Annotated in this window: 21 protein-coding genes; 13 read left to right on the top strand and 8 right to left on the bottom strand. The window is 68.1% G+C overall.

Annotated features, from left to right (window positions below; all coding sequences use genetic code 11):
- Window positions 1-21: 21 nt before the first annotated feature.
- Both J2852_RS06885 and nifA read right to left on the bottom strand, forming a co-directional pair.
- Entirely contained in the window at window positions 22-909 is an 888-nt protein-coding gene (locus J2852_RS06885; protein ID WP_209872899.1) for an adenylate/guanylate cyclase domain-containing protein, read from the bottom strand.
- Window positions 910-1,024: 115 nt separating this feature from the next.
- Complete coding sequence (gene nifA, locus J2852_RS06880) at window positions 1,025-2,902, bottom strand: nif-specific transcriptional activator NifA (protein WP_209872896.1); 1,878 nt, start codon at window positions 2,900-2,902, stop codon at window positions 1,025-1,027.
- A 375-nt stretch (window positions 2,903-3,277) separates the two neighbouring features.
- Here nifA and J2852_RS06875 point away from each other — a divergent pair, with 375 nt between their 5' ends.
- From J2852_RS06875 to J2852_RS06865, 3 genes are all read left to right on the top strand, one after another.
- On the top strand, window positions 3,278-3,937 hold the full coding sequence (locus J2852_RS06875) for a TetR/AcrR family transcriptional regulator (RefSeq protein WP_209872893.1): 660 nt from the start codon (window positions 3,278-3,280) through the stop codon (window positions 3,935-3,937).
- Entirely contained in the window at window positions 3,934-4,878 is a 945-nt protein-coding gene (locus J2852_RS06870; RefSeq protein ID WP_209872890.1) for an HlyD family secretion protein, read from the top strand. Before J2852_RS06875 ends, J2852_RS06870 begins: the two co-directional genes overlap by 4 nt.
- Window positions 4,879-5,038: 160 nt before the next feature.
- The gene (locus J2852_RS06865; protein WP_209872887.1) at window positions 5,039-5,959 is read left to right on the top strand and encodes an ABC transporter ATP-binding protein; all 921 of its coding nucleotides are present in this window, start codon (window positions 5,039-5,041) and stop codon (window positions 5,957-5,959) included.
- Between the two features lie 83 nt (window positions 5,960-6,042).
- Here the strand turns inward: J2852_RS06865 and J2852_RS06860 are convergent, their stop codons facing one another.
- Window positions 6,043-6,411, bottom strand: coding sequence for a hypothetical protein (locus tag J2852_RS06860; RefSeq protein WP_209872884.1), 369 nt, complete (start codon window positions 6,409-6,411; stop codon window positions 6,043-6,045).
- A gap of 153 nt (window positions 6,412-6,564) precedes the next feature.
- Here J2852_RS06860 and J2852_RS06855 point away from each other — a divergent pair, with 153 nt between their 5' ends.
- The 9 genes from J2852_RS06855 (at window position 6,565) to pcsA (ending at window position 16,130) form a co-directional block, all read left to right on the top strand.
- Window positions 6,565-7,698: an ABC transporter permease gene (locus J2852_RS06855; protein ID WP_209872882.1), complete on the top strand. Its 1,134-nt coding sequence runs from the start codon at window positions 6,565-6,567 to the stop codon at window positions 7,696-7,698.
- 57 nt (window positions 7,699-7,755) lie between these two features.
- On the top strand, window positions 7,756-8,595 hold the full coding sequence (locus J2852_RS06850) for an alpha/beta fold hydrolase (RefSeq protein WP_246499340.1): 840 nt from the start codon (window positions 7,756-7,758) through the stop codon (window positions 8,593-8,595).
- Window positions 8,596-8,686: 91 nt separating this feature from the next.
- Window positions 8,687-9,616 (top strand): penicillin-insensitive murein endopeptidase, encoded by a 930-nt coding sequence (gene mepA / locus J2852_RS06845; RefSeq protein WP_209872879.1) that lies wholly within the window; start codon window positions 8,687-8,689, stop codon window positions 9,614-9,616.
- A 131-nt stretch (window positions 9,617-9,747) separates the two neighbouring features.
- Window positions 9,748-10,701, top strand: coding sequence for an SAM-dependent methyltransferase (locus J2852_RS06840; RefSeq protein WP_209872876.1), 954 nt, complete (start codon window positions 9,748-9,750; stop codon window positions 10,699-10,701).
- 110 nt (window positions 10,702-10,811) lie between these two features.
- Window positions 10,812-10,937 (top strand): type B 50S ribosomal protein L36, encoded by a 126-nt coding sequence (ykgO, locus tag J2852_RS06835; RefSeq protein WP_012973122.1) that lies wholly within the window; start codon window positions 10,812-10,814, stop codon window positions 10,935-10,937.
- Between the two features lie 195 nt (window positions 10,938-11,132).
- A complete protein-coding gene (locus tag J2852_RS06830) occupies window positions 11,133-12,620 on the top strand; it encodes an FAD-linked oxidase C-terminal domain-containing protein (RefSeq protein ID WP_209872874.1) in 1,488 nt (495 codons plus the stop codon).
- 10 nt (window positions 12,621-12,630) lie between these two features.
- Complete coding sequence (gene glcE, locus J2852_RS06825; RefSeq protein ID WP_209872871.1) at window positions 12,631-13,842, top strand: glycolate oxidase subunit GlcE; 1,212 nt, start codon at window positions 12,631-12,633, stop codon at window positions 13,840-13,842.
- 7 nt (window positions 13,843-13,849) lie between these two features.
- The gene (gene glcF / locus J2852_RS06820) at window positions 13,850-15,208 is read left to right on the top strand and encodes a glycolate oxidase subunit GlcF (protein ID WP_209872869.1); all 1,359 of its coding nucleotides are present in this window, start codon (window positions 13,850-13,852) and stop codon (window positions 15,206-15,208) included.
- A gap of 178 nt (window positions 15,209-15,386) precedes the next feature.
- Window positions 15,387-16,130, top strand: coding sequence for a phosphatidylcholine synthase (gene pcsA, locus J2852_RS06815; RefSeq protein ID WP_246499339.1), 744 nt, complete (start codon window positions 15,387-15,389; stop codon window positions 16,128-16,130).
- On the opposite strand, the gene J2852_RS06810 is transcribed toward pcsA, so the two are convergent.
- The 3 genes from J2852_RS06810 to J2852_RS06800 form a co-directional block, all read right to left on the bottom strand.
- On the bottom strand, window positions 16,127-16,528 hold the full coding sequence (locus tag J2852_RS06810; RefSeq protein ID WP_209872867.1) for a DUF1622 domain-containing protein: 402 nt from the start codon (window positions 16,526-16,528) through the stop codon (window positions 16,127-16,129). The genes pcsA and J2852_RS06810 overlap by 4 nt on opposite strands.
- A complete protein-coding gene (locus J2852_RS06805) occupies window positions 16,525-16,764 on the bottom strand; it encodes a hypothetical protein (protein ID WP_209872863.1) in 240 nt (79 codons plus the stop codon). Before J2852_RS06805 ends, J2852_RS06810 begins: the two co-directional genes overlap by 4 nt.
- Before the next feature lie 114 nt (window positions 16,765-16,878).
- A complete protein-coding gene (locus tag J2852_RS06800) occupies window positions 16,879-18,678 on the bottom strand; it encodes an acyl-CoA dehydrogenase (protein WP_209872861.1) in 1,800 nt (599 codons plus the stop codon).
- 174 nt (window positions 18,679-18,852) lie between these two features.
- On the opposite strand from J2852_RS06800, the gene J2852_RS06795 reads away from it, so the two are divergent.
- Entirely contained in the window at window positions 18,853-19,854 is a 1,002-nt protein-coding gene (locus J2852_RS06795; protein WP_209872858.1) for a transglycosylase SLT domain-containing protein, read from the top strand.
- A gap of 196 nt (window positions 19,855-20,050) precedes the next feature.
- Here the strand turns inward: J2852_RS06795 and J2852_RS06790 are convergent, their stop codons facing one another.
- Both J2852_RS06790 and J2852_RS06785 read right to left on the bottom strand, forming a co-directional pair.
- Window positions 20,051-20,686 (bottom strand): hypothetical protein, encoded by a 636-nt coding sequence (locus J2852_RS06790; RefSeq protein WP_209872856.1) that lies wholly within the window; start codon window positions 20,684-20,686, stop codon window positions 20,051-20,053.
- Window positions 20,687-20,775: 89 nt separating this feature from the next.
- Entirely contained in the window at window positions 20,776-22,737 is a 1,962-nt protein-coding gene (locus J2852_RS06785; RefSeq protein ID WP_209872853.1) for a cache domain-containing protein, read from the bottom strand.
- Window positions 22,738-22,771: the final 34 nt, after the last annotated feature.

The raw sequence follows: 22,771 nt of genomic DNA, 5'->3' as shown, positions 1-22,771 counted from the left end.
CGGGGATATGACAAGGGGCCTTCAGGCCAACTCGCCGTGGAAGGTGACGACGTGGTCTTCGGACGCGTCCTGGGGTTCGGCGCCGAAGCCGATCAGGCCGCTGCCGACCAGCTTGGTCGAATCGCGGCGCAGCACCACGGGCAGGGAGTCGCCGGTGCGGATGAAGCTGCCGTTGGTCGAATGGTCGGTCAGGATGAAGCTCTCGCGGCTGAAGTCGATCACCGCGTGCTGGCGCGAGGTCTGGCGGGACAGAATGCGCAGGCCGCTGCTTTCCTCCCGGCCGATGGTGACGCGGGGCAGCAGGCGGTTCATCGTCACCACCGTGCCCCGGTAGGTCAGGCGCAGGGTCAGCAGGCCGCGATGATCCGCCTTGTCCGACACGACCAGGGCGATGGTCGTGCCCTCGACGGCGTCCTCCTCCTCCGCCGTGCGGATCTGGTGGACGCGGACGGGCGCCGTCTTGCCCTTCACGGTGACGTTGCTGAGCAGCTTGGCCTTTCGGTGCAGGTCGGGGGAGAGTCGCTGCACGAACTCCTCGGTCGCCAGGATTTCGCCCGCGCGGGCGATGCCCTCCACGCGGGCGGCGACGTTGCAGGCGTCGCCGTAAAGGTCTTCCTTGCCCCGGATCACCGGGCCGAAATGCATGCCGACGCGCAGCCGCAGGCCGTAATCCTCCTGCTGCTCCATCATGAACAGGGCCGAGCGGGCGGAATCATCGGCGGTCGGAAAGGCGGCGAGCAGGCCGTCGCCGAGGCTCTTGATGACCGTGCCCTCGTTGGTCTCGATGATCAGGCGGAGGTGCTTCAGCACGCGCTGCGTCAGGGCCGCCGCCTTCACGTTGCCGGCGCGCTCGTACAGCTGGGTGCTGTCGGCGATGTCCACGAACAGGAGCGCGAGGGGCTTTTCCATATCGTGCGAAGGCCGGCGCGAGGGATTGGGGCGATGCGATCCCGGCGCCGCACGGTGCGGGCCGGGATGTTCGTGATAGCACAAACGCCGGGAGACTGTCCCGGACGTTGCAGGATCAGAAGCGCTTGATCTCGATGTTGTACTTGCGCAGGGCGTAGCTGACCTGACGCGTGGTCATGCCGAGCAGGCGCGCGGCCTTGGCCTGGACCCAGCCGGTGCGCTCCATCGCCCAGAGCAGGCGGTCGCGCAAGGCTCCGGACTCGGGTTCATCCAGTGAAACTTCGACACCAGCACCGGAAGCGGCACCGGCGCCGGCCGGGGCGTTCGCGCCTGCGCCGGCCGGTTCCGGAAGGGGCAGGGGCACGAGCGGGATCGGGGCGGCGGGCTGGGACGAACCGCAACCCGGAGTCGGGCCGGCGGCGCAGCCGCTGGCGCAGGCCGGCCAGTTGCCCGACGCGGCGGCCGGGGCCGGCTGTGGGGCCGGCATGGCGGGCTGGGCGGGCGTCTTGGCGGCGGCCGGGGCGGGGTGCGGCCCGTTCGCCGGCCCGTTCGCCGGATTGTTGGCCGCGCGGGTCATGGACGGGGCGAGGCCGCCGACCGAGGCGCCCAGCGACTGATACTGGAACAGGATCGACGAGTTGCACAGGTTCACGCTGCACGACAGGTCGGGCGGGCGGATCGCGCCGTCGCGGCACTGGGTCGCCGCGCGCTCGATGCAGTTTTCCAGCTCGCGCACGTTGCCGGGCCAGGTGCAGCGGTTCAGCACCTCCAGCGCATCGTCGGTGATGGTGAGGGCCATGCCGTTGTCCTTGGCGAACTTCGCCACGAAGTGGCGGGCCAGCGGGCCGATGTCCTGGCGGCGTTCGCGCAGCGGCGGCAGGTGGATGGTCACCACGTTGATGCGGAAATAGAGGTCGGCGCGGAACTTGCCGTGGCCGACCGCCTCTTCCAGGTTCAGGTTGGTCGCGCAGATCAGGCGCACGTCGGTCTTGATGGTCTTCGACCCGCCGACCCGCTCGAACTCCTGCTCCTGCAACACGCGCAGCAGCTTGGCCTGGAAGTTGGGGGAGATGTCGCCGATCTCGTCCAGGAACAGGGTACCGCCGGACGCCAGCTCGAACCGGCCCTTGTGGTCCTTCTGGGCGCCGGTGAAGGAGCCCTTTTCGTGGCCGAACAGTTCGGATTCCAGCAGCGATTCGGGCAGCGCGGCGCAGTTCACGCGGATGAAGGGCGCGTCCTTGCGCGGCGACATGTTGTGGATGGCGCGCGCGATCAGCTCCTTGCCCGTGCCGCTCTCGCCCCGGATCAGGACGGTGGACTTGAAGGATGCGACCCGGTGCACCTGGGCCATCACCTCCAGCATGTTGGGGCTGGTGCAGACCACGTCGTTGATCGGGCCGACGGGGGCTTTCAATTCCTTCTGCATGCGGAAGGTTTCCCGCATCATGAAGCGCCGCTCCTCGGCCACCGTGCGGTGCAGGCGCACCGTTTGGCCGATCAGGTTGGCGACCATGGTCAGGAAGCGCACGTCGCTGCCGAAATGGCCCTGCGGCCCTTCGTCGGAAATGCGGTCGATGGTCAGGACGCCGACCACGGTGCCGGCCGCCTTGATCGGCACGCCGACCAGCGAGGCCACCTGTTCGTCCAGGTCGTCGCGGCCGGTGCGGTTGAGGAACAGCGGCTCCTCGGCCAGATTGGGAATGACGGTGGGCATGCCGGTCTTCAGGATGCGGCCGGTGATGCCCTCGCCCTCGCGGAATTCGGTCTGGGCAACCGCCTCGTTCGACATGCCGTTGGCGGCGACGAGGCGCAGCACGTTATCCTCGCCCAGCAGATAGACGCGGCCACGGTGCATTTGCAGCTGGTAGGCCAGCGCACGCAGCACTTCCCGCAGGGTCTGCTGGAGATCGAGGGAGGAACCCAGGATCTTGCTGACCTCGTAAATCGTCAGCAGTTCCAGGTTCGACGTGGACTGACGCGATGCACCCGGCATGCTCAACACCCCTAGCTCATCCGGGAAACCGATCCGTGACGCTGGATTGCGTCCCGTCTGCAGGTCCCCGGCGCGGCGCCTGAACCTTTCCTCCCGGGTGGGGTGCGCGCTCGTTCGTCATCGGCGCTCTTGACCACCGATCCGCCCGCGTCCGGCCGCCGTCACAGCTGGTTCGTTCGACGGATGATCGAAAGTGTCGGCAACATTGCACGGAAAGGCAAGCCCTTTTGCATAGAATTTATCGCGCTGCACAATGACTTTCGGCTGAGGCAGGACGCCGCGTCCCCCTTGTGCGCGTTGGTGTTTTCGCGCTGGGCGCGTTAATAACTGACCAGTCAGTTATTTTTGGAGCGGCGATTTTTTTGGGAGGCGGCCATGGCCGTCGATGAGTCCGCCAAGGACCCTGCCACTCCGCGTTGGCGCCGCCGCAAGGAGGCCCGGCCGCAGGAAATTGTGGAAGCCGCGCTGGAAGTCTTCGCCGAGCGTGGTTTCGCGGCGGCGCGGCTGGACGACGTGGCATCGCGCGCCGGGGTCAGCAAGGGCACGCTCTATCTCTACTTCCCGAACAAGGAGGAGCTGTTCAAGGCGGTGGTCCGCGCCGCCATCGTGCCGAATCTGGAACTGGCCGAACGCATGCTGGCGGAGTCGCAGGGGCCGAGCTTCGCGATCCTGGAGGCGCTGCTGACCGCCATCGCCGGGCGCATCCTGCGCTCGCGGGCCGCGGTGATCCCGAAGCTGATCATTGCGGAGGCCGGCAACTTCCCGGACCTCGCGCGCTTCTACTACAACGAGGTGATCCGGCGCGGCTTCGCGGTAATGGCCGCCGTGCTGGCGCGCGGCATCGGGCGCGGGGAGTTCCGGCCGGTGGACATCGACGCCACCGTGCGCCTGATCATCGCGCCCATGCTGATGAGCGCCCTATGGCGCTCCGCCTTCGAGGCGGTGGAGGGACGCCCGCTGGACGTGGCGGGGCTGGTGCGCACCCATCTGGACCATCTGCGCCGCGCGCTCGCTCCGGAGGAGGACGGGCCATGAGCTGGGTGTCGGAGACTCTGGCGGCGCTGGCGGTTGCGCTGGGGCTGGGCGCGGGGCCGGCGCCCATCGCGCACGGCTATGTGGAGGGGGAGTATCTGCGCATCGCGGCACCCGTGGCGGGGACGCTGGACGCGCTGTCGGTTTCGCGGGGAAACCGGGTGGCGGCGGGGGCGCCTCTGTTCGCGCTGGACCTGACCTCGGCGCGGGCGGAGCGGGAGCGGCTGGCGGCAGCGGCGGGGCAGGCGCGGGCGCAGCTGGCCGACCTGAAGAAGGGCAAGCGGCCGGAGGAGGTGGCGGTGATCGCCGCGCAGAAGGCGCAGGCCGAGGCAGCGCTGCGCTACTCCTCGGCGGAGATGGAGCGGCAGCAGACGCTGGTGGCCCGGCGGGTCAGTTCGGACGACCGGCTGGACGCGGCGCGCGCCGCGTTCGAACGGGACCGGGCGCGGCTGGCGGAGCTGACCGCGCAGCTGGTGGTGTCGAACCTGCCGGCGCGCGCCGACCAGCTGCGCGCGGCCGAGGACGCCGTGACCCAGGCGGAAGCGGCGCTGGCACAGGCGGAGAAGCGTCTTGCCGAGCTGGCACCGGTCGCACCCGCCGATGCGCTGGTCGAGGACACGCTGTTCAACCCCGGCGAATGGGTTCCGGCCGGGTCGCCGGTGGTGTCGCTGCTGCCGCCGGGGAACGCGAAGCTGGTGCTGTTCGTGCCGGAACCGTTGATGAACCGGGTCAAGCCGGACGGGGTGCTGACCGTGCGGTGCGACGGCTGTCCGGCGGGGCTGACCGCGCGGGTCACCTATGTGTCGCCGCGCGCCGAATACACGCCGCCGGTCATCTACAGCGTCGGCAGCCGGGAAAAGCTGGTGTTCCGGGTGGAGGCGCGGCCGGAGGGGGATGTTGTGCTCAATCCGGGGCTGCCGGTGGATGTGGAGCTGGCGCCATGAGCCGGCGTGGTTGCAACGGGCCCCCACCCCGGCCCTCCCCCACCTTGCGGCGGGGGAGGGAGAAGAACCTGCCCCCGCCGCAAGGTGGGGGAAGGAGGGGCCCACGCGAAGCGTGGGAGGAAGGGGGCTCGTGGCCGGCGCTCAAATCAGGGAGTGAACCATGACCCCCGCCATCGATGTGCATGGCCTCGTCAAGCGGTTCGGCGCGAAGACGGTGGTGGACGACTTTTCCATCCGGGTCGAAGCGGGGCAGATTTACGGCTTCCTGGGGCCGAACGGGTCCGGGAAGACGACGACCATCCGCATGCTGTGCGGGCTGCTGACCCCGGACGCGGGGGAGGGGAGGTGCCTCGGCCTCGACATCCGCACGGAGAGCGCCGCCATCAAGCGGCAGGTCGGCTACATGACCCAGAAGTTCAGCTTCTGGGAGGATTTGAGCATCGCCGAGAATCTGGACTTCGTCGCCCGCATGTACGGGCTGCCCGACCGCAAGCGGCGGGTGGCCGGGGCGCTGGACCGGCTGGGGCTGGCCAACCGGCGGGCGCAGCTGGCCGGGGAGCTGTCGGGCGGGTGGAAGCAGCGCCTCGCCCTGGCCGCCTGCATCCTGCACGAGCCGAAGCTGCTGCTGCTCGACGAGCCGACGGCCGGCGTGGACCCCAAGGCCCGGCGCGAATTCTGGGACGAGATCCACCATCTGGCCCACGACGGGCTGACCGTGTTGGTCAGCACCCATTACATGGACGAGGCCGAGCGCTGCCACGCGATCGCCTACCTCGCCTACGGCAAGCTGATGACGCAAGGACCGGTGGACGCGGTGATCGCGCGCTCGGGCCTTGTCACGCGGGAGGTGAGCGGGCCGGATTTGGGGCGGATTGCCGACGCGCTTCAGGCCGCGCCGGGGGTGGAGATGGTCGCCGCCTTCGGTGCGCGGCTGCACGTCAGCGGCCCGGATGGGGCGGCGTTGGATGCGGCGTTACGCCCCTGGGCCGCAGAGGCCGGCGTGCGCGTGGAGGCGACCGAGCCGACGCTGGAGGACGTCTTCATCCACCTGATGAACCGCAGCACGGACAATTTCCAATGAGCGGCGGGGCTATTACCTTTCCAAATGAAAAACCCCCGCTCCGTCGCCGGAACGGGGGCCGTTCAATGTCGCCCGAGGCGGCGTTACTCGATGCCGGCCGAGGTCACGCCGGTGTTCTTGTTCCACTTCAGCGTCAGCTTGGAGATCTTGCAGAGGTCCAGGTTCTCCCACACGGCGGTCTCGCCGTCGTCGTAGGCGACCTTCATGTCCCACTTGCAGGTCTTCTCGGCCTTGTCGAAGCTGACCTCGAAGTATTCGCCGTCCTCCAGGGTGTCGCGGCCAAGGATGTCTTCATCCCAGCTGTTGTTCTTCGACTCGCTGACGTAGATGTGCTTCAGGGCGTAGCCGGTCTTGTTGACGATGGTGAAGTCCTGCTGGCCGGCCTGGGCCGCGCCATGGAACAGGAAAACGGCGGCAACGACGGCGGCACCCTTGGCGATGATGGCCTTCACGGGATATCTCCAAAAACAAAACGAATTTCGTACGGATGCTACGGATTGCAATTTGTTTTTGTCAAGGGACCGGTTTCCAATTCCATTACTTTGGTAAGCAATAAAAGATTGCCGGCATGAAATAATATATCTGGAGATTGGAGGGGAGGTGCCATGACCCGCTTTTCCTTCGCGCGCTTCGTCGCGGTGATGGTGAAGGAATTCATCCAAATGCGGCGTGACCGGCTGACCTTCGCGATGATGGTCGGGGTGCCGATCCTGCAACTGGTCCTGTTCGGTTTCGCCATCAACGCCGACCCCAAGCGGCTGCCGACTGCCGTGCTGACCGCCGACGAAAGCGCCTTTTCCCGCACGCTGGTCGCGGCCATGGTGAATTCCGGCTATTTCGACGTGACCCGCGCGGCGCTGGGCGAGGCGGAGCTGAACCGCCTGCTGGCGGAGGGGGAGGTGCAGTTCGCCGTCACCATCCCGGCCGGCTTCGCCCGCGACCTGCAACGTGGGGCGCGGCCGGTGCTGCTGGTGGAGGCCGACGCCACCGACCCGGCCGCCACCAGCAACGCGCTGTCGGCGCTGACCACCATCGCGCGCCAGGCGCTCGACCCGGAACTGACCGGGCCGCTGCGGCACCTGCGCTCCACCCCCGATCCGATCGAGCTGCGCGTCCATCGCCGGTACAATCCGGAGGGCATCACCCAGTACAACGTCGTGCCCGGCCTGATGGGGGTGGTGCTGACCATGACCATGGTGATGATGACCGCGCTGGCCGTCACCCGTGAGCGCGAACGCGGGACCATGGAAAACCTGCTGGCCATGCCGGTCCGCCCGTTCGAGGTGATGCTGGGCAAGATCGTGCCCTTCATCCTGATCGGCTACGTGCAGGTGGTCATCATCGTTCTGGCGGCGCGGCTGCTGTTCGGCGTGCCCATCGTCGGCAGTCTGGCGCTGCTGTCCGCCGTGCTGATCCTGTTCATCGCGGCCAATCTGGCGGTGGGCTTCACCTTCTCCACCGTGGCCAAGAACCAGTTGCAGGCCATGCAGATGTCCTTCTTCTTCTTTTTGCCGTCGATGCTGCTGTCGGGCTTCATGTTCCCGTTCCGGGGCATGCCCAGCTGGGCGCAGGCGGTGGGGGAATTGCTGCCGCTGACCCATTTCCTGCGGATCGTGCGCGGCATCCTGCTGAAGGGCAACGGCCCGGCGGAGATCGCGGGCGAGGTGGCGGCCCTGCTGGTGTTCCTGGCGGTGGTCACGGTGGTGGCGCTGAAACGCTACCGCCAGACGCTGGATTGACGGCTTTCCGGGACGCATTATGGCGTGACGTGAACTGCGGACAGGAACGCTCCCGACATGTCGATGCCCGAAACGCCGCTTGCGGCGCTTGAAGAGACCGAAGGATGGATCGAGACCGCGGAGGGGCGCCTCTTCGCGAAGATCTGGACGCCGGACGCTCCCGAGGCCCGTCACGCCGCGCCGATTATGCTGTTTCACGATTCCCTCGGCTGCGTCGATCTGTGGCGCGGTTTCCCCCGGCGGCTGGCCGCGGCGACGGTGCGGCGCGTCCTGGCCTACGACCGGCTCGGCTTCGGGCGCTCCGATCCGCATCCGGGGCGGCTGGAGTTCGACTTCATCCGCCTGGAGGCGGAGCGCATCGTCCCGCTGTTGTGCGAGCGGCTCGGCACCGCCGACTTCGTGGCCTGCGGGCACAGCGTCGGCGGCGGCATGGCCGTCGAAACCGCCGCGCGGTTCCAGACGGAGTGCCGCGCGCTGGTGACGATCGCCGCCCAGGCCTTCGTCGAGGACAAGACGCTGGCGGGGATTCGCGACGCGCAGCGCGATTTCCAGGATCCCGCCAATCTGGCGAAGCTGGCGCGATACCACGGCGACAAGGCCCGATGGGTCGTGGACTCCTGGATCAACAAGTGGCTGGCGCCGGAATTCGCGGATTGGACTCTGGACAAGCCTGCGGCGGCGGTGCGTTGCCCGGTGCTCGCCATCCATGGCGAATGGGACGAGTACGGCTCCCACGAGCATCCCCGGCGCATCGCCGCGGGACGCGGGACCGCGCACATCCTCCCGGAAACCGGGCATGTGCCGCATCGGGAGCGGGAGGCGCTTCTGACCGAGGTGATCGGCGACTTCCTGAAGGAAAAGCTCTCCGAAGCCGGGCCGGTGCGGGCGGAGGGTTAACGCGGAAGACCGTGTGACATCAGCGTAAGCCTCACTTTTCGTTAATCATCATTCGCTTTACTCGATTCCATCAGTCGCGATGGGGGGATCGATGCGGCGCTTGGTGGTCGGGATGCTGGTGGCGGGTGCGGTCGTCGCTGGTCTGGCGGGAGACGCCGACGCCCAGCCCCGGAAGAAGAAGCCGGCACCCCCCGCCCCCAATTCCATTCCCTGGAGCCAGGTGAGCGGCCCGTCCATCGGTCCGGCGGAGTCCATCGGCGGTTACGCCGCCGGCTGCGTCACCGGCGCGCGGCCGCTGGCCGGCGAAGGCGTCGGTTATCAGGTCATCCGGATGTCGCGCCAGCGCTACTACGGCCATCCGGAACTGGTCGATTACCTGAAGGATTTCGGGCGCAAGGTCGCCGCCGCCGGGCTCGGCACCGCGCTGATCGGCGACATGGGGCAGGCGCGCGGCGGGCCGATGAGTTTCGGCCACGCCAGCCACCAGTCCGGGCTGGACGCCGACGTGTGGCTGCGCCTGGACCTGCCTCCGACGGGACGTCACGGGCGCGAGAGCCTGGAAGAGGTCAAGTATGTGGACTACGGCCGGGTGCGCGTGACCGCCGACTGGTCCGAGAAACAGGCGCAGATGATCCGCATCGCCGCCAGCGACCCGCGCGTGGCCCGCATCTTCATCAACCCGGCCATCAAGCTCGCCATGTGCCGGCACGACTGGCCGAACCGCGATTTCCTGCGCAAGCTGCGTCCCTGGCACGGCCATGACGGGCACATGCACGTCCGCCTGAGCTGCCCCGCCAACAGCCCGCAATGCGAGGACCAGCGCGATCTGCCGGACGGCGACGGCTGCGGCAGCGAGCTGGAGTCGTGGCTCGACTCGGTCTACCCGGTGGTCGAGAGGCACAACGGGAAGCCGCAGCCGCGCTACGTCAGCATGCCGGCCGCCTGCCAGCCGGTTTTGCGCGCCGCCGGAACGCGTGTCGCGGCGGCCGACGGCAACGTTTCCGGGAAAGCGATGCGCTGACATGTCGCGCACTTTGCTCTTGCATGCAATTAAGGCCTGATTAACCTAATGGACCGAATTTTTCTCTCGTTTGGCGAGGCGGATTGCGTCTCGGCAACCGAAAGAACATTTCGTCCGGCGGGGCAGGCACGATGGCGATGACCGAAAAGCGCGACGGTGCGGGCGCTCCGCACATCAGCCTCAAGACGCGGATGAAGGCCTGGTGGGAGGGCTACGACCTTTCCGGCCTGAAGGGCAAGGCGGGTGAAGACGGGGCGCACCCGTGTGTTCAGCAGCCGCAGCAACCCGCGCAAGGACCCGGCATGAACCGCTGGGGCAAGCCGCTGTGGACCGCCACCCGCATCGAGGTGGCCGAGAAGCTGTGGGGCGAGGGCTTCAACACGCCCGGCGGGTCCGACCACATTCCCTATCTGGTGAAGCCGCTGGGCCTGAACCCGGCGATGAGCGTGCTGGACCTGTCCGCCGGCCTCGGCGGCACCAGCCGCACCATGGCCAGCAAGTACGGCTGCTGGGTCACCGGGTTGGAGGCGTCGGAACTGCTGGCCAAGGAGGGGATGATCCGCTCCTTCAAGGAAGGGCTGGAGAAGAAGGCACCGATCGAGACTTACGACCCGGAGCAGTTCAGCTATCCCAAGCGCGTGGATGCCATCGTCTACAAGGAAGGCATGTTCTCGGTCCGCGACAAGGACCAGATGTTCGACGGGATGGAACTGGCCCTGAAGCCGCGCGGCCATGTGCTGATGACCGACTACATCGTCGAGCCGGCGACCGCCGGGGCCAAGGCGATCCAGGTCTGGTGCGACAAGGAGCCGATGAAGCCGCATCTGTGGACCAAGGACCAGATGGCCAACGGATTCGCCCAGCGGAATCTGGACCTGCGCATCGCCGAGGACATCACGGACACGCACCGCGGCCTGATCCTGGTGGCGATCCAGGGCTTGGTCGAGCATTTGGAAAAGCACCACATGGACCATGACACCAAGCTGGCCGTGATGGAGGAGGTGGAGATGTGGGTGCGCCGCGTCGCCGCCATCGAAGCCGGGCTGAAGGTCTACCGTTTCTACGCGCTGAAGCCGGCGGAGTAAGCCGATTCAAACCACCTTGCGAATGCAACCTCTATCCGTTGACACCGGGGGTGCGCCGCACTATGGTGCGCGCCTTCGATCGAGCCGCCGACCGACCAGGATGAAGAATTATGAAGATCGTTAACTCTCTGAAGTCGATGAAGACGCGCCACAAGGCCTGCCGCGTGATCCGCCGCAAGGGCCGCGTCTACGTCATCAACAAGCAGAACCCGCGCTTCAAGGCCCGCCAGGGCTGAGACCGGAGAAGCGGCCGGGCGTCAATCCGGCCGCCGAATCATCGGGTTTCTCGCAAGAGCCGCGCCTTTCGGGCGCGGCTCTTGCGTTTTGACGACTCCGCGCCGACTTGTCTCTCTCCCGTCCCCGGTGGTACCACTGGAACCGGAACGCCTCCGGAACCAATCGGGGCAAAGAACGAGGGAGGACGGCCGGTCATGAAGATGCCCGTGCCCGACAGCGGCGTCATCGCCCGCCGCCGCGAGATCGTCAGCGCGCTGCGCGCCATCGTGCCCGGCGAGGGCGTGATCGTCGATGAAAGCGAACTGCGCGCCTACGAATGCGACGGGCTGACCGCCTATCGCCAGCTGCCCATGGTCGTCGTGCTGCCCAGCACGGTGGAGCAGGTGAGCCAAGTGCTCAAGACCTGCAAGGAGATGGGCGTCAAGGTCGTGCCGCGCGGGGCCGGAACCTCGCTGTCCGGCGGGGCGCTGCCGCTGGCCGACGGTGTGCTGCTGGGCATGGGCAAGTTCAACCGCATCCTCGACATCGACTTCGCGAATCGCTGCGTGGTGACCCAGCCGGGGGTGACGAACCTCGGCATCTCCAACGCGGTGGCGCATGAGGGCTTCTATTACGCCCCCGACCCCAGCAGCCAGATCGCCTGCACCATCGGCGGCAACATCGCCGAGAATTCCGGCGGCGTGCACTGCCTGAAATACGGGCTGACCACGAACAACGTGCTGGGGCTGGAGATGGTGCTGATGGACGGCACCATCCTGCGACTCGGCGGCAAGCAGCTGGACCAGGGCGGCTACGACCTGATGGGCGTCATCACCGGGTCGGAAGGGCTGCTGGGCGTGGTGACCGAGGTCACGGTGCGCATCCTGCGCAAGCCGGCAACCGCCCGCGCCGTGCTGATCGGCTTCCCGACCAGCGAGCAGGCCGGCAATTGCGTGGCCGCCATCATCGCGGCGGGCATCATCCCCGGCGGCATGGAGATGATGGACAAGCCGGCCATCCACGCGGCGGAGGATTTCGTCCACGCCGGCTATCCGCTGGATGTCGAGGCCCTGCTGATCGTGGAGCTGGACGGTCCGGCGGCCGAGGTGGATCACCTGATTGAGCGCGTCGCCGAGATCGCCAACGCGGAAGGGGCCTGCTACTCGCGCGTCTCGACCTCGGAGGAGGAGCGGCTGTCCTTCTGGGCCGGGCGCAAGGCGGCCTTCCCGGCGGTGGGGCGAATCAGCCCTGATTACTATTGCATGGACGGCACGATCCCGCGCAAGGCGCTGCCGCTGGTGCTCCAGCGCATGCAGGAGATGTCGGACAAGCACGGGCTGCGAGTCGCCAACGTCTTCCACGCGGGTGACGGGAACCTGCACCCTCTCATTCTTTATGATGCCAACAAGCCGGGCGAGCTGGAGCGGGCGGAGGAGTTCGGCAACGACATCCTGCGCCTGTGCGTCGAGGTCGGCGGCGTGCTGACCGGCGAGCATGGCGTGGGCGTGGAGAAGCGCGACCTGATGAACGACCAGTTCGATCAGGTCGATCTGGAGCAGCAGCAGCGCATCAAGTGCGCCTTCGACCCCGAAGGTCTGCTGAACCCCGGCAAGGTGTTCCCGACGCTGCACCGCTGTGCGGAGTTGGGGCGGTTGCACGTCCACAAGGGGGAACTGCGCTTCCCCGACATTCCGCGTTTCTGAGGGGCCGGGCATGACCGAGACCACTTTCAAGCCCGAAACGGCCGCGCAGGCCGCCGAGGCGGTGCGCTGGGCCTTGTCGGAAGGCGAGCCGCTGGACGTTGTCGGCACCGGGTCCAAGCGGACCTTGGGGCGACCGATGCAGACGGCCTACACGCTGGACCTGTCGGGCCTGAACGGCGTCGTCGCGTACGAGCCGGAAGAGTTGGTGCTGACCGCCAAGGCCGGCACGCCGATGGCCGTGATCCTGCCGATGCTGGAGGAACGGCGGCAGCAGCTGGCCTTCGAACCGCAGGATTTGGGGGCTCTGTTCGGGCAGCCGGCGGGGCAGGGGACGCTGGGCGGCGTGCTCGCCTGCGGGCTGGCCGGGCCGCGCCGGATCAGCGCCGGCTCGGCGCGCGACCACGCGCTGGGGATCGAGGGCGTCAACGGGCGCGGCGAGGTCTACAAGGGCGGCGGCAAAGTGGTGAAGAACGTCACGGGCTATGACGTGCCCAAGCTGATGGCCGGGTCATTCGGGACGCTGACTGCACTGACCGAGGTGACGGTGAAGGTGCTGCCGGCGCCGGAGGACACGCGCACGCTGGTGCTGGCCGGGCGCGACGACGCGGCAGCGGTCGAGGCGCTGACGCGGGCGATGCAGAGCCCCTATGAGGTGTCGGGCGCGGCGCATCTGCCGGCGGGCGTGGCGGCCCGGTCGGGCGTGCGCGCGGTTGCCGGGGCAGGGGCGGCGGTGACTCTGGTGCGGTTGGAGGGCTTCGGCCCTTCCGTGGCGGCGCGCGTCGCGGCACTGAAGGAGGAGTTGGGCGCGGACGCCGTGCTGGAGCGGGACGACTCGCTGGCGGTGTGGAAAGAGATTCGCGATGTGACGGCTTTTGCGGGTGAGCGCGAGCGGCACATCTGGAAGCTCTCCGTTCCGCCTGCCGACGGGCCGAAGGTCGCCTCGGCCATCCGCGACGTGACCGACGCCGATCTCTTTTTCGATTGGGGCGGCGGCTTGATCTGGGTGGCGGTGGTGCCCAATTCGGGCTCCTCCGATGCCGTGCGGCGCGTTCTGAACGGCTCCGGGCACGCCACGCTGGTGCGGGCGCCGGAGGACGTGCGCGCCTCGGCCGACGTGTTTCAGCCGCTTTCCGAACCGTTGATGGCGCTGAGCCGCCGCGTGAAGGAAAGCTTCGATCCTCGCGGCATTCTCAGCCCCGGCCGCATGTACGCGGGGGTGTGAGGGATCCATGCAGACGAATTTTTCGCTCGCCCAACTCGCCGACGCCGACTACCGGGATTCCGAGTCCATCCTGCGCAAGTGCGTGCATTGCGGCTTCTGCACGGCGACCTGTCCGACCTACGTCCTGCTCGGCGACGAGCTGGACAGCCCGCGCGGCCGCATCTACCAGATCAAGGGCATGCTGGAGAAGGGCGGGCCGCCGACCGACCAGCAGGTCAAGCACATCGACCGTTGCCTGTCCTGCCTGTCCTGCATGACGACCTGTCCGTCGGGCGTGCACTACATGCACTTGGTCGATCACGCCCGCGCCCACATCGAGACGACTCACGCCCGCCACCCGGCCGACCGGGCGATCCGCGAGCTGCTGGCCCGCCTGCTGCCGAACCCGAAGCTGTTCCGGCTGGCGCTGCTCGGTGCCTGGATTGGCAAGCCGTTCGGCGGGCTGATGCCGGGGCGGCTGCGGGCTCTGCTGGACCTCGCGCCGAAGGCGGTGCCGGGGCCAAGTTGGAGCGACCGGCCGGGGGTGCATCCGGCGGAGGGCGTGCGGACGAAGCGCGTCGCGCTGCTGATCGGCTGCGCGCAGCAGGTGCTGGCCCCGCAGATCAACGAGGCGACCATCCGCCTGCTGAACCGCCACGGGGTCGAGGTGGTGGTGGCGAAGGGGGCGGACTGCTGCGGCGCGCTGACCCATCACATGGGCAAGCAGGAGTTGGGGCACGCCTCGGCGAAGAAAACCATCGACGCCTGGATTGGTGAGATGGACGGGGCCAATGGCGACAATGGGGGGCTGGACGCCATCATCATCAACGCGTCGGGCTGCGGCACCGCCGTAAAGGACTATGGGCACGTCTTCCGCGAGGACGCGGAGTATGCGGAGAAGGCCAAGCGCGTGGCCGCCATCACGAGGGATGTGACCGAGTTCCTGACGGAGATCGGCCTGACCGAACCGGTGGTCGAGACGGGGCAGGCCATCGCCTATCACTCCGCCTGTTCGATGCAGCACGGCCAGCGCATCAAGGATCCGCCGCGCAACCTGCTGCGCGCGGCCGGGTTCCAGGTGCGGGAGATCCCGGAAGGGCACATCTGCTGCGGGTCGGCGGGCACCTACAACATGCTCCAGCCGGAAATCGCCGTGCAGCTGCGCGACCGCAAGGTCCGCAACATTGAGAGCACGAAGGCGGAGGCCATCGCGGCGGGGAACCTTGGCTGCATCACGCAGATCGGGTCCGGGACGGGCTTGCCCATCGTGCACACGGTCGAACTGCTGGACTGGGCGACCGGCGGGCCGATGCCGGACGCGCTGAAGGGCAACCCGGCCTTCACCGACGCGCGGTCGCGGGGCGGGGTGGCGCAGGCGGCGGAGTAGTGGGGTTTTGGTCCACAGATGAACACAGATAAACACAGATGATTTTTGATGGGCTCGCCCAGGTCCATGTCTGCCGGGATGGTCGGCCCCAATCATAAGTCTCTGTGTTTATCTGTGTTCATCTGTGGACAGAATTCGCACCTTCGCACCGTTTGAATTTCCGCAAGGAACCGCTACGTTGGCGCTGAAAGCAACGGCGGGGCGCAGCGTGGACGGCAGTTACGGGATCGGGCGGCGGCTGTCGGCCTGGGGGGTGCACGCCTTCACCGCCAGCGGGGTGGTGCTGGGGCTGCTGGCGCTGCTCGCGGCGGTCGGCGGGGACGCGAAGGCGTGCCTCGGCTGGCTGGGGCTGGCGCTGGTGGTGGACGGGGTGGACGGCACGCTGGCCCGCCGCGCCTCGGTGAAGGAGGTGCTGCCGGGCATCGACGGGTCGGTGCTGGACCTCGTCATCGACTATCTGACCTATGTGGTCGTGCCGGCGGTGTTCCTGTACCGCTTCGGCCTGTTCCCGACCGGATTCGGCATCCCGCTGGCGGCGTGGGTGCTGATGACCTCGCTCTACTGCTTTTCCAACACGGGCATGAAGAGCGGCGACAACTATTTCGTCGGCTTCCCGGCGATCTGGAACGTCGTCGCGCTGTATCTGTGGATTTTGGATCTCGACCCGTGGATCAACACCGCCGTCGTGCTGGTGCTGGGGGTGCTGACCTTCTCCACCGTGAAGTTCCTGCATCCGTTCCGCGTACGCAAGATGATGCACCTGAACATCGCGGTCAGCGCGGCGTGGCTGGCGTCCAGCGCCGCGCTGGTCGTCCTGCACCCGGATCGGCCCGACGTGGCCTGGGCCGTGTGGCTGGCGAGCGGTGTCTATTACGTGGCGGTCTGCGCGTGGCGGACGCTGCGGGGGGACGCGCGCGGCTAATCGGGGGTATCTGGCGAGGAGCGGCGGCGGTCGCTGCCCTGCCAGGGCCAGTGGCCCTTGATCTCCACCTCCAGCGAGAAGCTGAGGAAGGTGCGGATCAGGACGATCAGGCCGAGCGCCGCGATGCTTTGAATATCCAGCGGTGCGGCCACCGTCCCGATGATGTCCGCCGCCACCAGCAGCTCCAGGCCGAGGAGAATGCCCCGGCCGAGAGCCGCGCGGTAGCGCTCGTACGCGGCCGACCATCCGATCCCGGAGGAATATCCGTCGCGCAGGAAGCGCGCCGTGGCGATCAGCGCGCCAAGGATGATGACCGTGATTCCCGCCGCCTCAGCGCTGACCTTGGCCGCTTCGGCGACTGGGCCGAGCATGGCCGACAGTCCGCTGTCGGTCGTCACTGCTTGGCGTCTTGGGCCTTGCGCTCGATGGCGCTGCCGGCGTCCTGCATCATCTGGCCGGCCTTGGCGCCGATGTCCTTGGTCGCTTCGCCGACGCGCTCGGCCGTCTGGTCGATGGCGCGCCCGATCTCCTGCCCCGCCTTCTCGGCGGTCTGCTGATCGTCGCAGGCGGACAGGATGGGAAGGGCGAGAAGAGCCGCTACGGCGGCGGCGCGTGTCCAGGTCTGTCGAAGCATCGTGTCCCTCTTCCAATCATGGATCGGAAGGGAAACGCGCGCCGCGATCGATTGTGCCATGCATGGGAGTTTGCGGCCGGCGCTGGTGGGCGCCGGCCACGATGCCGAGGACCCTTAGAACTGGTCCTCGCTGAGGGCCATGACCGTGCGGTGGGCGGTCAGGGTCGGCAGCAGCAGGGCCGGGGCCTGGGCCAGGATCTGCTCCGCGTAGAAGCGGGCGGTCACCAGCTTGGCCTCCAGGAAGGGAGCGTTGGAGCCGGGCTGGCGCAGGCCCTCCAGAGCCTTGGCGGCGGAGAGCGCCAGCATCCAGCCGCCGGCCACCGTGCCCCAGAGCTTCAGGTAGCTGACCGCACCCGCCGCCACGGCGCGCAGGTCGCCGTCTCCTTGCGTCTTCACCACCCAGGCGACGGCCTGCTCCAGCGCGTCGAGGCCGGCAGCGAGGTTGGTGCGGATCGCCTCGACATCGTCGCCGGGGATTTTCTCCAGGTCGGCGACGGTGGCGCGCATCTCGGCGATGAAGGCGCGGGCGGACTCGCCGCCGTCGCGGCCGGTCTTGCGGAAGGCGAGGTCGTTGGCGTGGATGCCGTTGGTGCCTTCGTAGATCGGGGTGATGCGGGCGTCGCGGTAATGCTGGGCGGCCCCCGTCTCCTCGATGAAGCCCATGCCGCCGTGGATCTGCACGCCGGTCGAGGCGACGTCGCAGCCGATGTCGGTCGACCAGGCTTTCACGATGGGCGTCAGGATGTCCACGCGCGCCGTGGCGGCGGCGCGAACGGCCGCGTCCTCATGGTGGCGGGAGATGTCCAGCTGCGTGCCGGCGTAGAGCGCCAGCGCGCGGGCGGCTTCCGTCTTGGACCGCATGTCGAGCAGCATGCGGCGCACGTCCGGGTGGCGGATGATGGCGACCGGGGCGCCCTTCGCCTCGGCGAGGTCGCGGGACTGCACGCGCCCCTTGGCGTAGTCGCGGGCCTGCTGGTAGGCGCGCTCGGCGATCGCCACGCCCTGGATGCCGACGCCCAGGCGGGCGTTGTTCATCATGGTGAACATGTATTCGATGCCGCGATTCTCCTCGCCGACGAGGAAGCCGACGGCGCCGCCGTTGTCGCCGAAGGCCATGACGGCGGTCGGGCTCGCCATGATGCCCAGCTTGTGCTCCAGGCTGGCGCAGCGCAGGTCGTTGCGCTCGCCCGGCGTGCCGTCTGCCTTGGGCAGGAACTTCGGCACGATGAACAGGCTGATGCCCTTGATGCCCGCCGGGGCGTCGGGCAGGCGCGCCAGGACCAGATGGACGATGTTGTCCGTCAGGTCATGCTCGCCGTAGGTGATGAAGATCTTCTGGCCGGTGATGCGGTAGGTGCCATCGTCCGCCCGGACTGCCCGCGTGCGCACGGCGGCGAGGTCGGATCCCGCCTGCGGCTCCGTCAGGTTCATGGTGCCGGTCCACTCGCCGGAAATCATCTTCGGCAGGTAGAGGGCCTTCTGCTCCGCGCTGGCGTGCTCGGTCAGCAGGTCGACGGCGCCCTGGGTCAGCAGCGGGCACAGGCCGAAGGACAGGTTGGACGCCTGCCACATCTCGTTCACCGCGAATGCCACCGTCCAGGGCAGTCCCTGGCCGCCGTAGTCCGGCTCGAACGGCAGGCTGTTCCAGCCGCTCTCGGTGAACTGGCCATAGGCCTCCTTCCAGCCGGTCGGCGTGCGGACGACGCCGTTCTCCAGCTTCGAGCCTTCCTTGTCGCCGACCCGGTTCAGCGGCGCCAGCACGCCCGAGGCGAACTTGCCGGCTTCCTCCAGCACGGCGTCCACCAGATCGGGGGCGGCCGTTTCGCAGTTCGGCAGGGATGCCACCTTGTCGAGGCCGACCACCTCGTTCAGGACGAAGCGCAGATCATCGACCGGAGCGGTGTAGGGGATCATGGATGGAGCGGCCTCCCGGGACCTGTTGTTGGTTGTGGCGTTTGGGTTTGGTTTACGTGCACGTCAACATACCGCACCGAATGGCGCAAGGCGAGTGTCGGCGATGCCGCAGCATGGCGGATGTTGGCATCGCAGTTGCAATGGATATGGCGTGCCGCCCAGAGGGACCGTCCCATGACCATCACCACCGCCTTTGCCCGTCAGGCCGAAACCGCCGCCCAGCAGGCCAAAAACCTGCGCGGACCGGCCCACGTCGAGGCCGCGGTCCGCAACGCCAGCGCCAAGACGGGGGTCGATTTTTCCTACCTCATGGAAAAAGCTGCCGTGGAGAGCGGGTTCCGGACGGACGTAAAGTCCTCCTCCTCCTCGGCGACGGGCCTTTACCAGTTCATCGACAGCACGTGGCTGAACACGGTGAAGGAGCATGGTGCGGACCACGGGCTGGGCAAGTACGCGGCGGCGATCAAGACGCGGGGCGATGGGCGGCCCTACGTCGCCGACCCGGAAATGAAGCAGGAGATCCTCAATCTGCGCAAGGATCCCAACGTCTCCGCCCTGATGGCGGCGGAGTTCGCCCGCGACAACAAGGAGTATCTGGAAGAGAACGTCGGGGGCCGCATCGGCTCGACCGAGCTGTATCTCGCCCACTTCCTGGGGGCCGGCGGTGCGTCGAAGTTCCTGAACGCCATGCACGACGACCCGAACCGTCAGGCAAAGGAACTGTTCCCGGACGCGGCTTCCTCCAACAAGGCGGTCTTCTACGACAAGGAAACCGGCCGGCCGAAGTCGCTGAAGGACATCTACGACCGCTTCGCCTCCAAGTTCGCGGAGAATCCCTACGCCGAGTTCGCCCCGGCGCAGACGGTGGTCGACCGGGTCAGCAAGCAGGACATGCCGGACGGCTTCACCACCCAGGTGCCGTCCATCCCGCAGAAGGCGCTGAACGGCACGCCGCTGTCGATCTATCAGGTGCTGGCGCTGAACGCGCTGGAAACGCCGGACGAGGTGGACAGCGTGACCGGCAAGCCGGCCCGCCCGCGTGACGAGGAACGCCGCCGCGTCCGCGACGAACCGGTGCGCACGGAACAGAACGACCAGACGGCCCTCGGGCTTGGACTGGGTCTGGGCAAGGCGCTGGGCACCAGCACGGGCACCGGCGCGATCCCGGCGCCGTAATTCCTTAAGGACGGTTTTTCCGACTTTGCCGTGTGAATGGCTGATCCGCGCTTTCCGCAATCTTTCCATCGTCATTCCCGCGCAGGCGGGAATCCAGGTCGAACAAGCGCTTGGGCGTGAACCTTCTGGATCCCCGCCTGCGCGGGGATGACGAAGAGGGGAGGTGGTTGCCGGTCGGAATTGGCCAGGTCTTCCCTCAACAGCCCAGCCGGGCACACGCATCATCAGCGATGGCCTGGAAGACCTTGCGGTCGCCGGGCATCAGCGCGTCGGCGGTCATGGTGCGCTGAGCCTCGAACCGCAGGCCGGCGCGGCGGGCCTCGGCGGCGGTGCCCCAGAAGGCGGCGGTGCCCCGGCGGAACTCCGGGATCTCCAGCGGGGCGTTCAGGCGGGCCTCGCGCAACACGTTGGACAGATCGAAATCGACGCATCGGCGCCGGCCGTCGGGGCCGGTCAGGCGGATCCAGGCGTGGAACTGGAAGGCTTCGGCCTCCTGCCGCTCCTGGGCCGGATCGGGAATGCGCAGGTCGGCGCGCGCCGCCGGGTAGCCGATCCAGCGCCGCCGCCCGGTGCGGAAGGCGACGCGCCCCAGCGCCACCTCGGCCCGACCGCAGCCGAGCGCTTCCAGGACCAGGGCCCCGGCGAAGGCGAAATACTGGCAGCCGCCCATCTGGTGGACGTGGACCAGTTCCCGGTGCAGCGGGTGGGCGGTGACGGCGTCGGTCAGCGCGCGGCGGATGCGCTCCTGCTCCGGCGTGAGGGCGCCGGACGGCGGTGCCGTCTCAACCTCGCCCAGCATCAGGCGCATCCACGACGACATCGCCAACAGCATTCCGTGCCCCACATCGCAACCTCTACTGTGGCTCAAACAGAGGGCCGTGCATATGGTTGCGTGCGGGGTGTCCTGGCTATGTGGCGGGCTTACGCCGCCCGCATCTCCTGCAGGAAGCGGGTCACCTGGGCGCGCAGGGTGTCCGACACCTGGGTCATGCCGGCGGAGGCTTCGGACACGCCCTGCATGCGGTCGCGTGTGGTCCCGGCGGCGTTGCGGACCGAGGCCACGTCCTGGCTGATGGCCTGGGCGCCTTCCGCCGTCTCGCCGATGGAGCGGGCGATCTCGCCGGTGGCGGCCTCCTGCTCCTCCACGGCGGCGGCGACGTTGGTGGAGATGCCGTCGATCTGCTCGATGATGCCGCGAATGTCCTCAATGGCCTTGGCGGCGGCGTCGGTCACGTCGCGCATGGCGCCGATCTGGGTGGTGATGTCCTCGGTCGCCTTGGCGGTCTGGGCGGCGAGATTCTTCACCTCGGTCGCCACCACGGCGAAGCCCTTGCCGGCCTCGCCCGCGCGGGCGGCCTCGATGGTGGCGTTCAGCGCCAGCAGGTTGGTCTGGCCGGCGATGGCGTGGATCAGGCCGACGATCTCGCCGATGCGGTCGGCGGCGCTGACCAGATCGCGGACGGTGCGGGTGGTTTCCTCCGCGCGGTCGCGGGCCTGACGGCTGACCTGGGTGGCGTTGTCCACCAGACGGCCGATGTCGGCGATGGAGGAGGACAGCTGCCCCGAGGCGCTGGCCACCGACTGGGCGTTGGCGGCGGTCTGGCCGACGATGGCCTGGGCGCTGGTCGCCTCGCGGCTGATCGCCTCGGTCGCCTGGGTGGTGTGGGACACGGCCTCCTGCACGGTGTGCGAGGCGCCGGCAACCTGATCGGCCAGCGCCATGATCTCCCGCTCGAAGGCGTCGGCGAGCCGCTGCTGGCGGGTGATGACGGTCCAGGTGACCATCGGGCCGGCGTAGTTGCCGTTGCGGTCGCGGATGGCGCTGACGCGCTGGTCGATCCACTCCTCGCCGAGGCGGAAACGCAGCACGTGCGGCAGGTTGGCCGGGTCGGTGATGCGGGCGCGCGGGCCGGCCGGGTTGCGGTGGAAGGTGTCGATGGACTGGCCGAGAATCTGATCGGGGCGGACGGGCAGGGCGCCGGAGACGCGTTCGAACGTCTCGCGCACCGCCTTGTTCAGATAGGTGATCTTGCCGTCACGGTCGGCGATCATGACGCTCATCGGCATGTCCTCGACCATCTGGCGCAGGGTGAAGGCCTGGGCCACGGCGTCGCGCAGGTTGGCGAGTGCTGCGTTGATGCGCGACAGCTCGTCCTTGCCGTGGGCGGGCGGGACGGTCACGTCGGTGTCGCCCTCGGCGATGCGGCCGATGATGTCGGCGGCCTCGGCGACCGGGCGGGCGATGGAGCGGGCGATCAGGAAGATCAGCAGGCCCATCAGCAGCACGACGGCACCGGCTGAGCCGATGGTGACCTTGGCCTCGTGCGTGAACAGCGCGTCCACGTCGTCCACATAGACGCCGGTCCCGACGACCCAACCCCAGGGGGCGAAGCCCTGCACGTAGCTGACCTTGCGCACCGGCGCTTCGGAGCCGGGCTTCGGCCACATGTAGTCCACCCAGCCGGCGCCCTGGGCCTTCACCACGTTCAGGAATTCCTGAAAGAACGGCTTTCCGGTGGGGTCCGTCAGGCCGAGGACGTTGGTGTTGTCCATGGACGGCTTGATCGGGTGCATCACCATCAGGCCGGACAGGTCGTTGATCCAGAAATACTCGTTCCCGGCGTAGCGCATGGACGCGATGGCCTGCATCGCCGCGCGCTTGGCGTCGGCCTCCGGCAGGGCGCCGGACGCGGCCTGCTTTTGGAAGTGGCCGGCGATTCCGACCGCCGTTTCGGTCAGGTTCTTCAGCTTGGCCCGGCTGAGGTCGTCGAGGTTGCTGCGTGTGTTGCCCAGCTGGATCGCCACCGTGGCGGCCAACCCGACCGCGACGACCGCGATCAACAGAAAGAGACGATGCGCGATGCGCAGAGAGGCGATGCCCATGCCGGTCCCCGGTCCTGAAACAACCCTTCAAATG

The sequence above is a fragment of the Azospirillum soli genome, assembly GCF_017876165.1.
GTDB classification, from domain to species: domain Bacteria; phylum Pseudomonadota; class Alphaproteobacteria; order Azospirillales; family Azospirillaceae; genus Azospirillum; species Azospirillum soli.
This window is presented reverse-complemented; position numbering and strand designations above follow the sequence as displayed.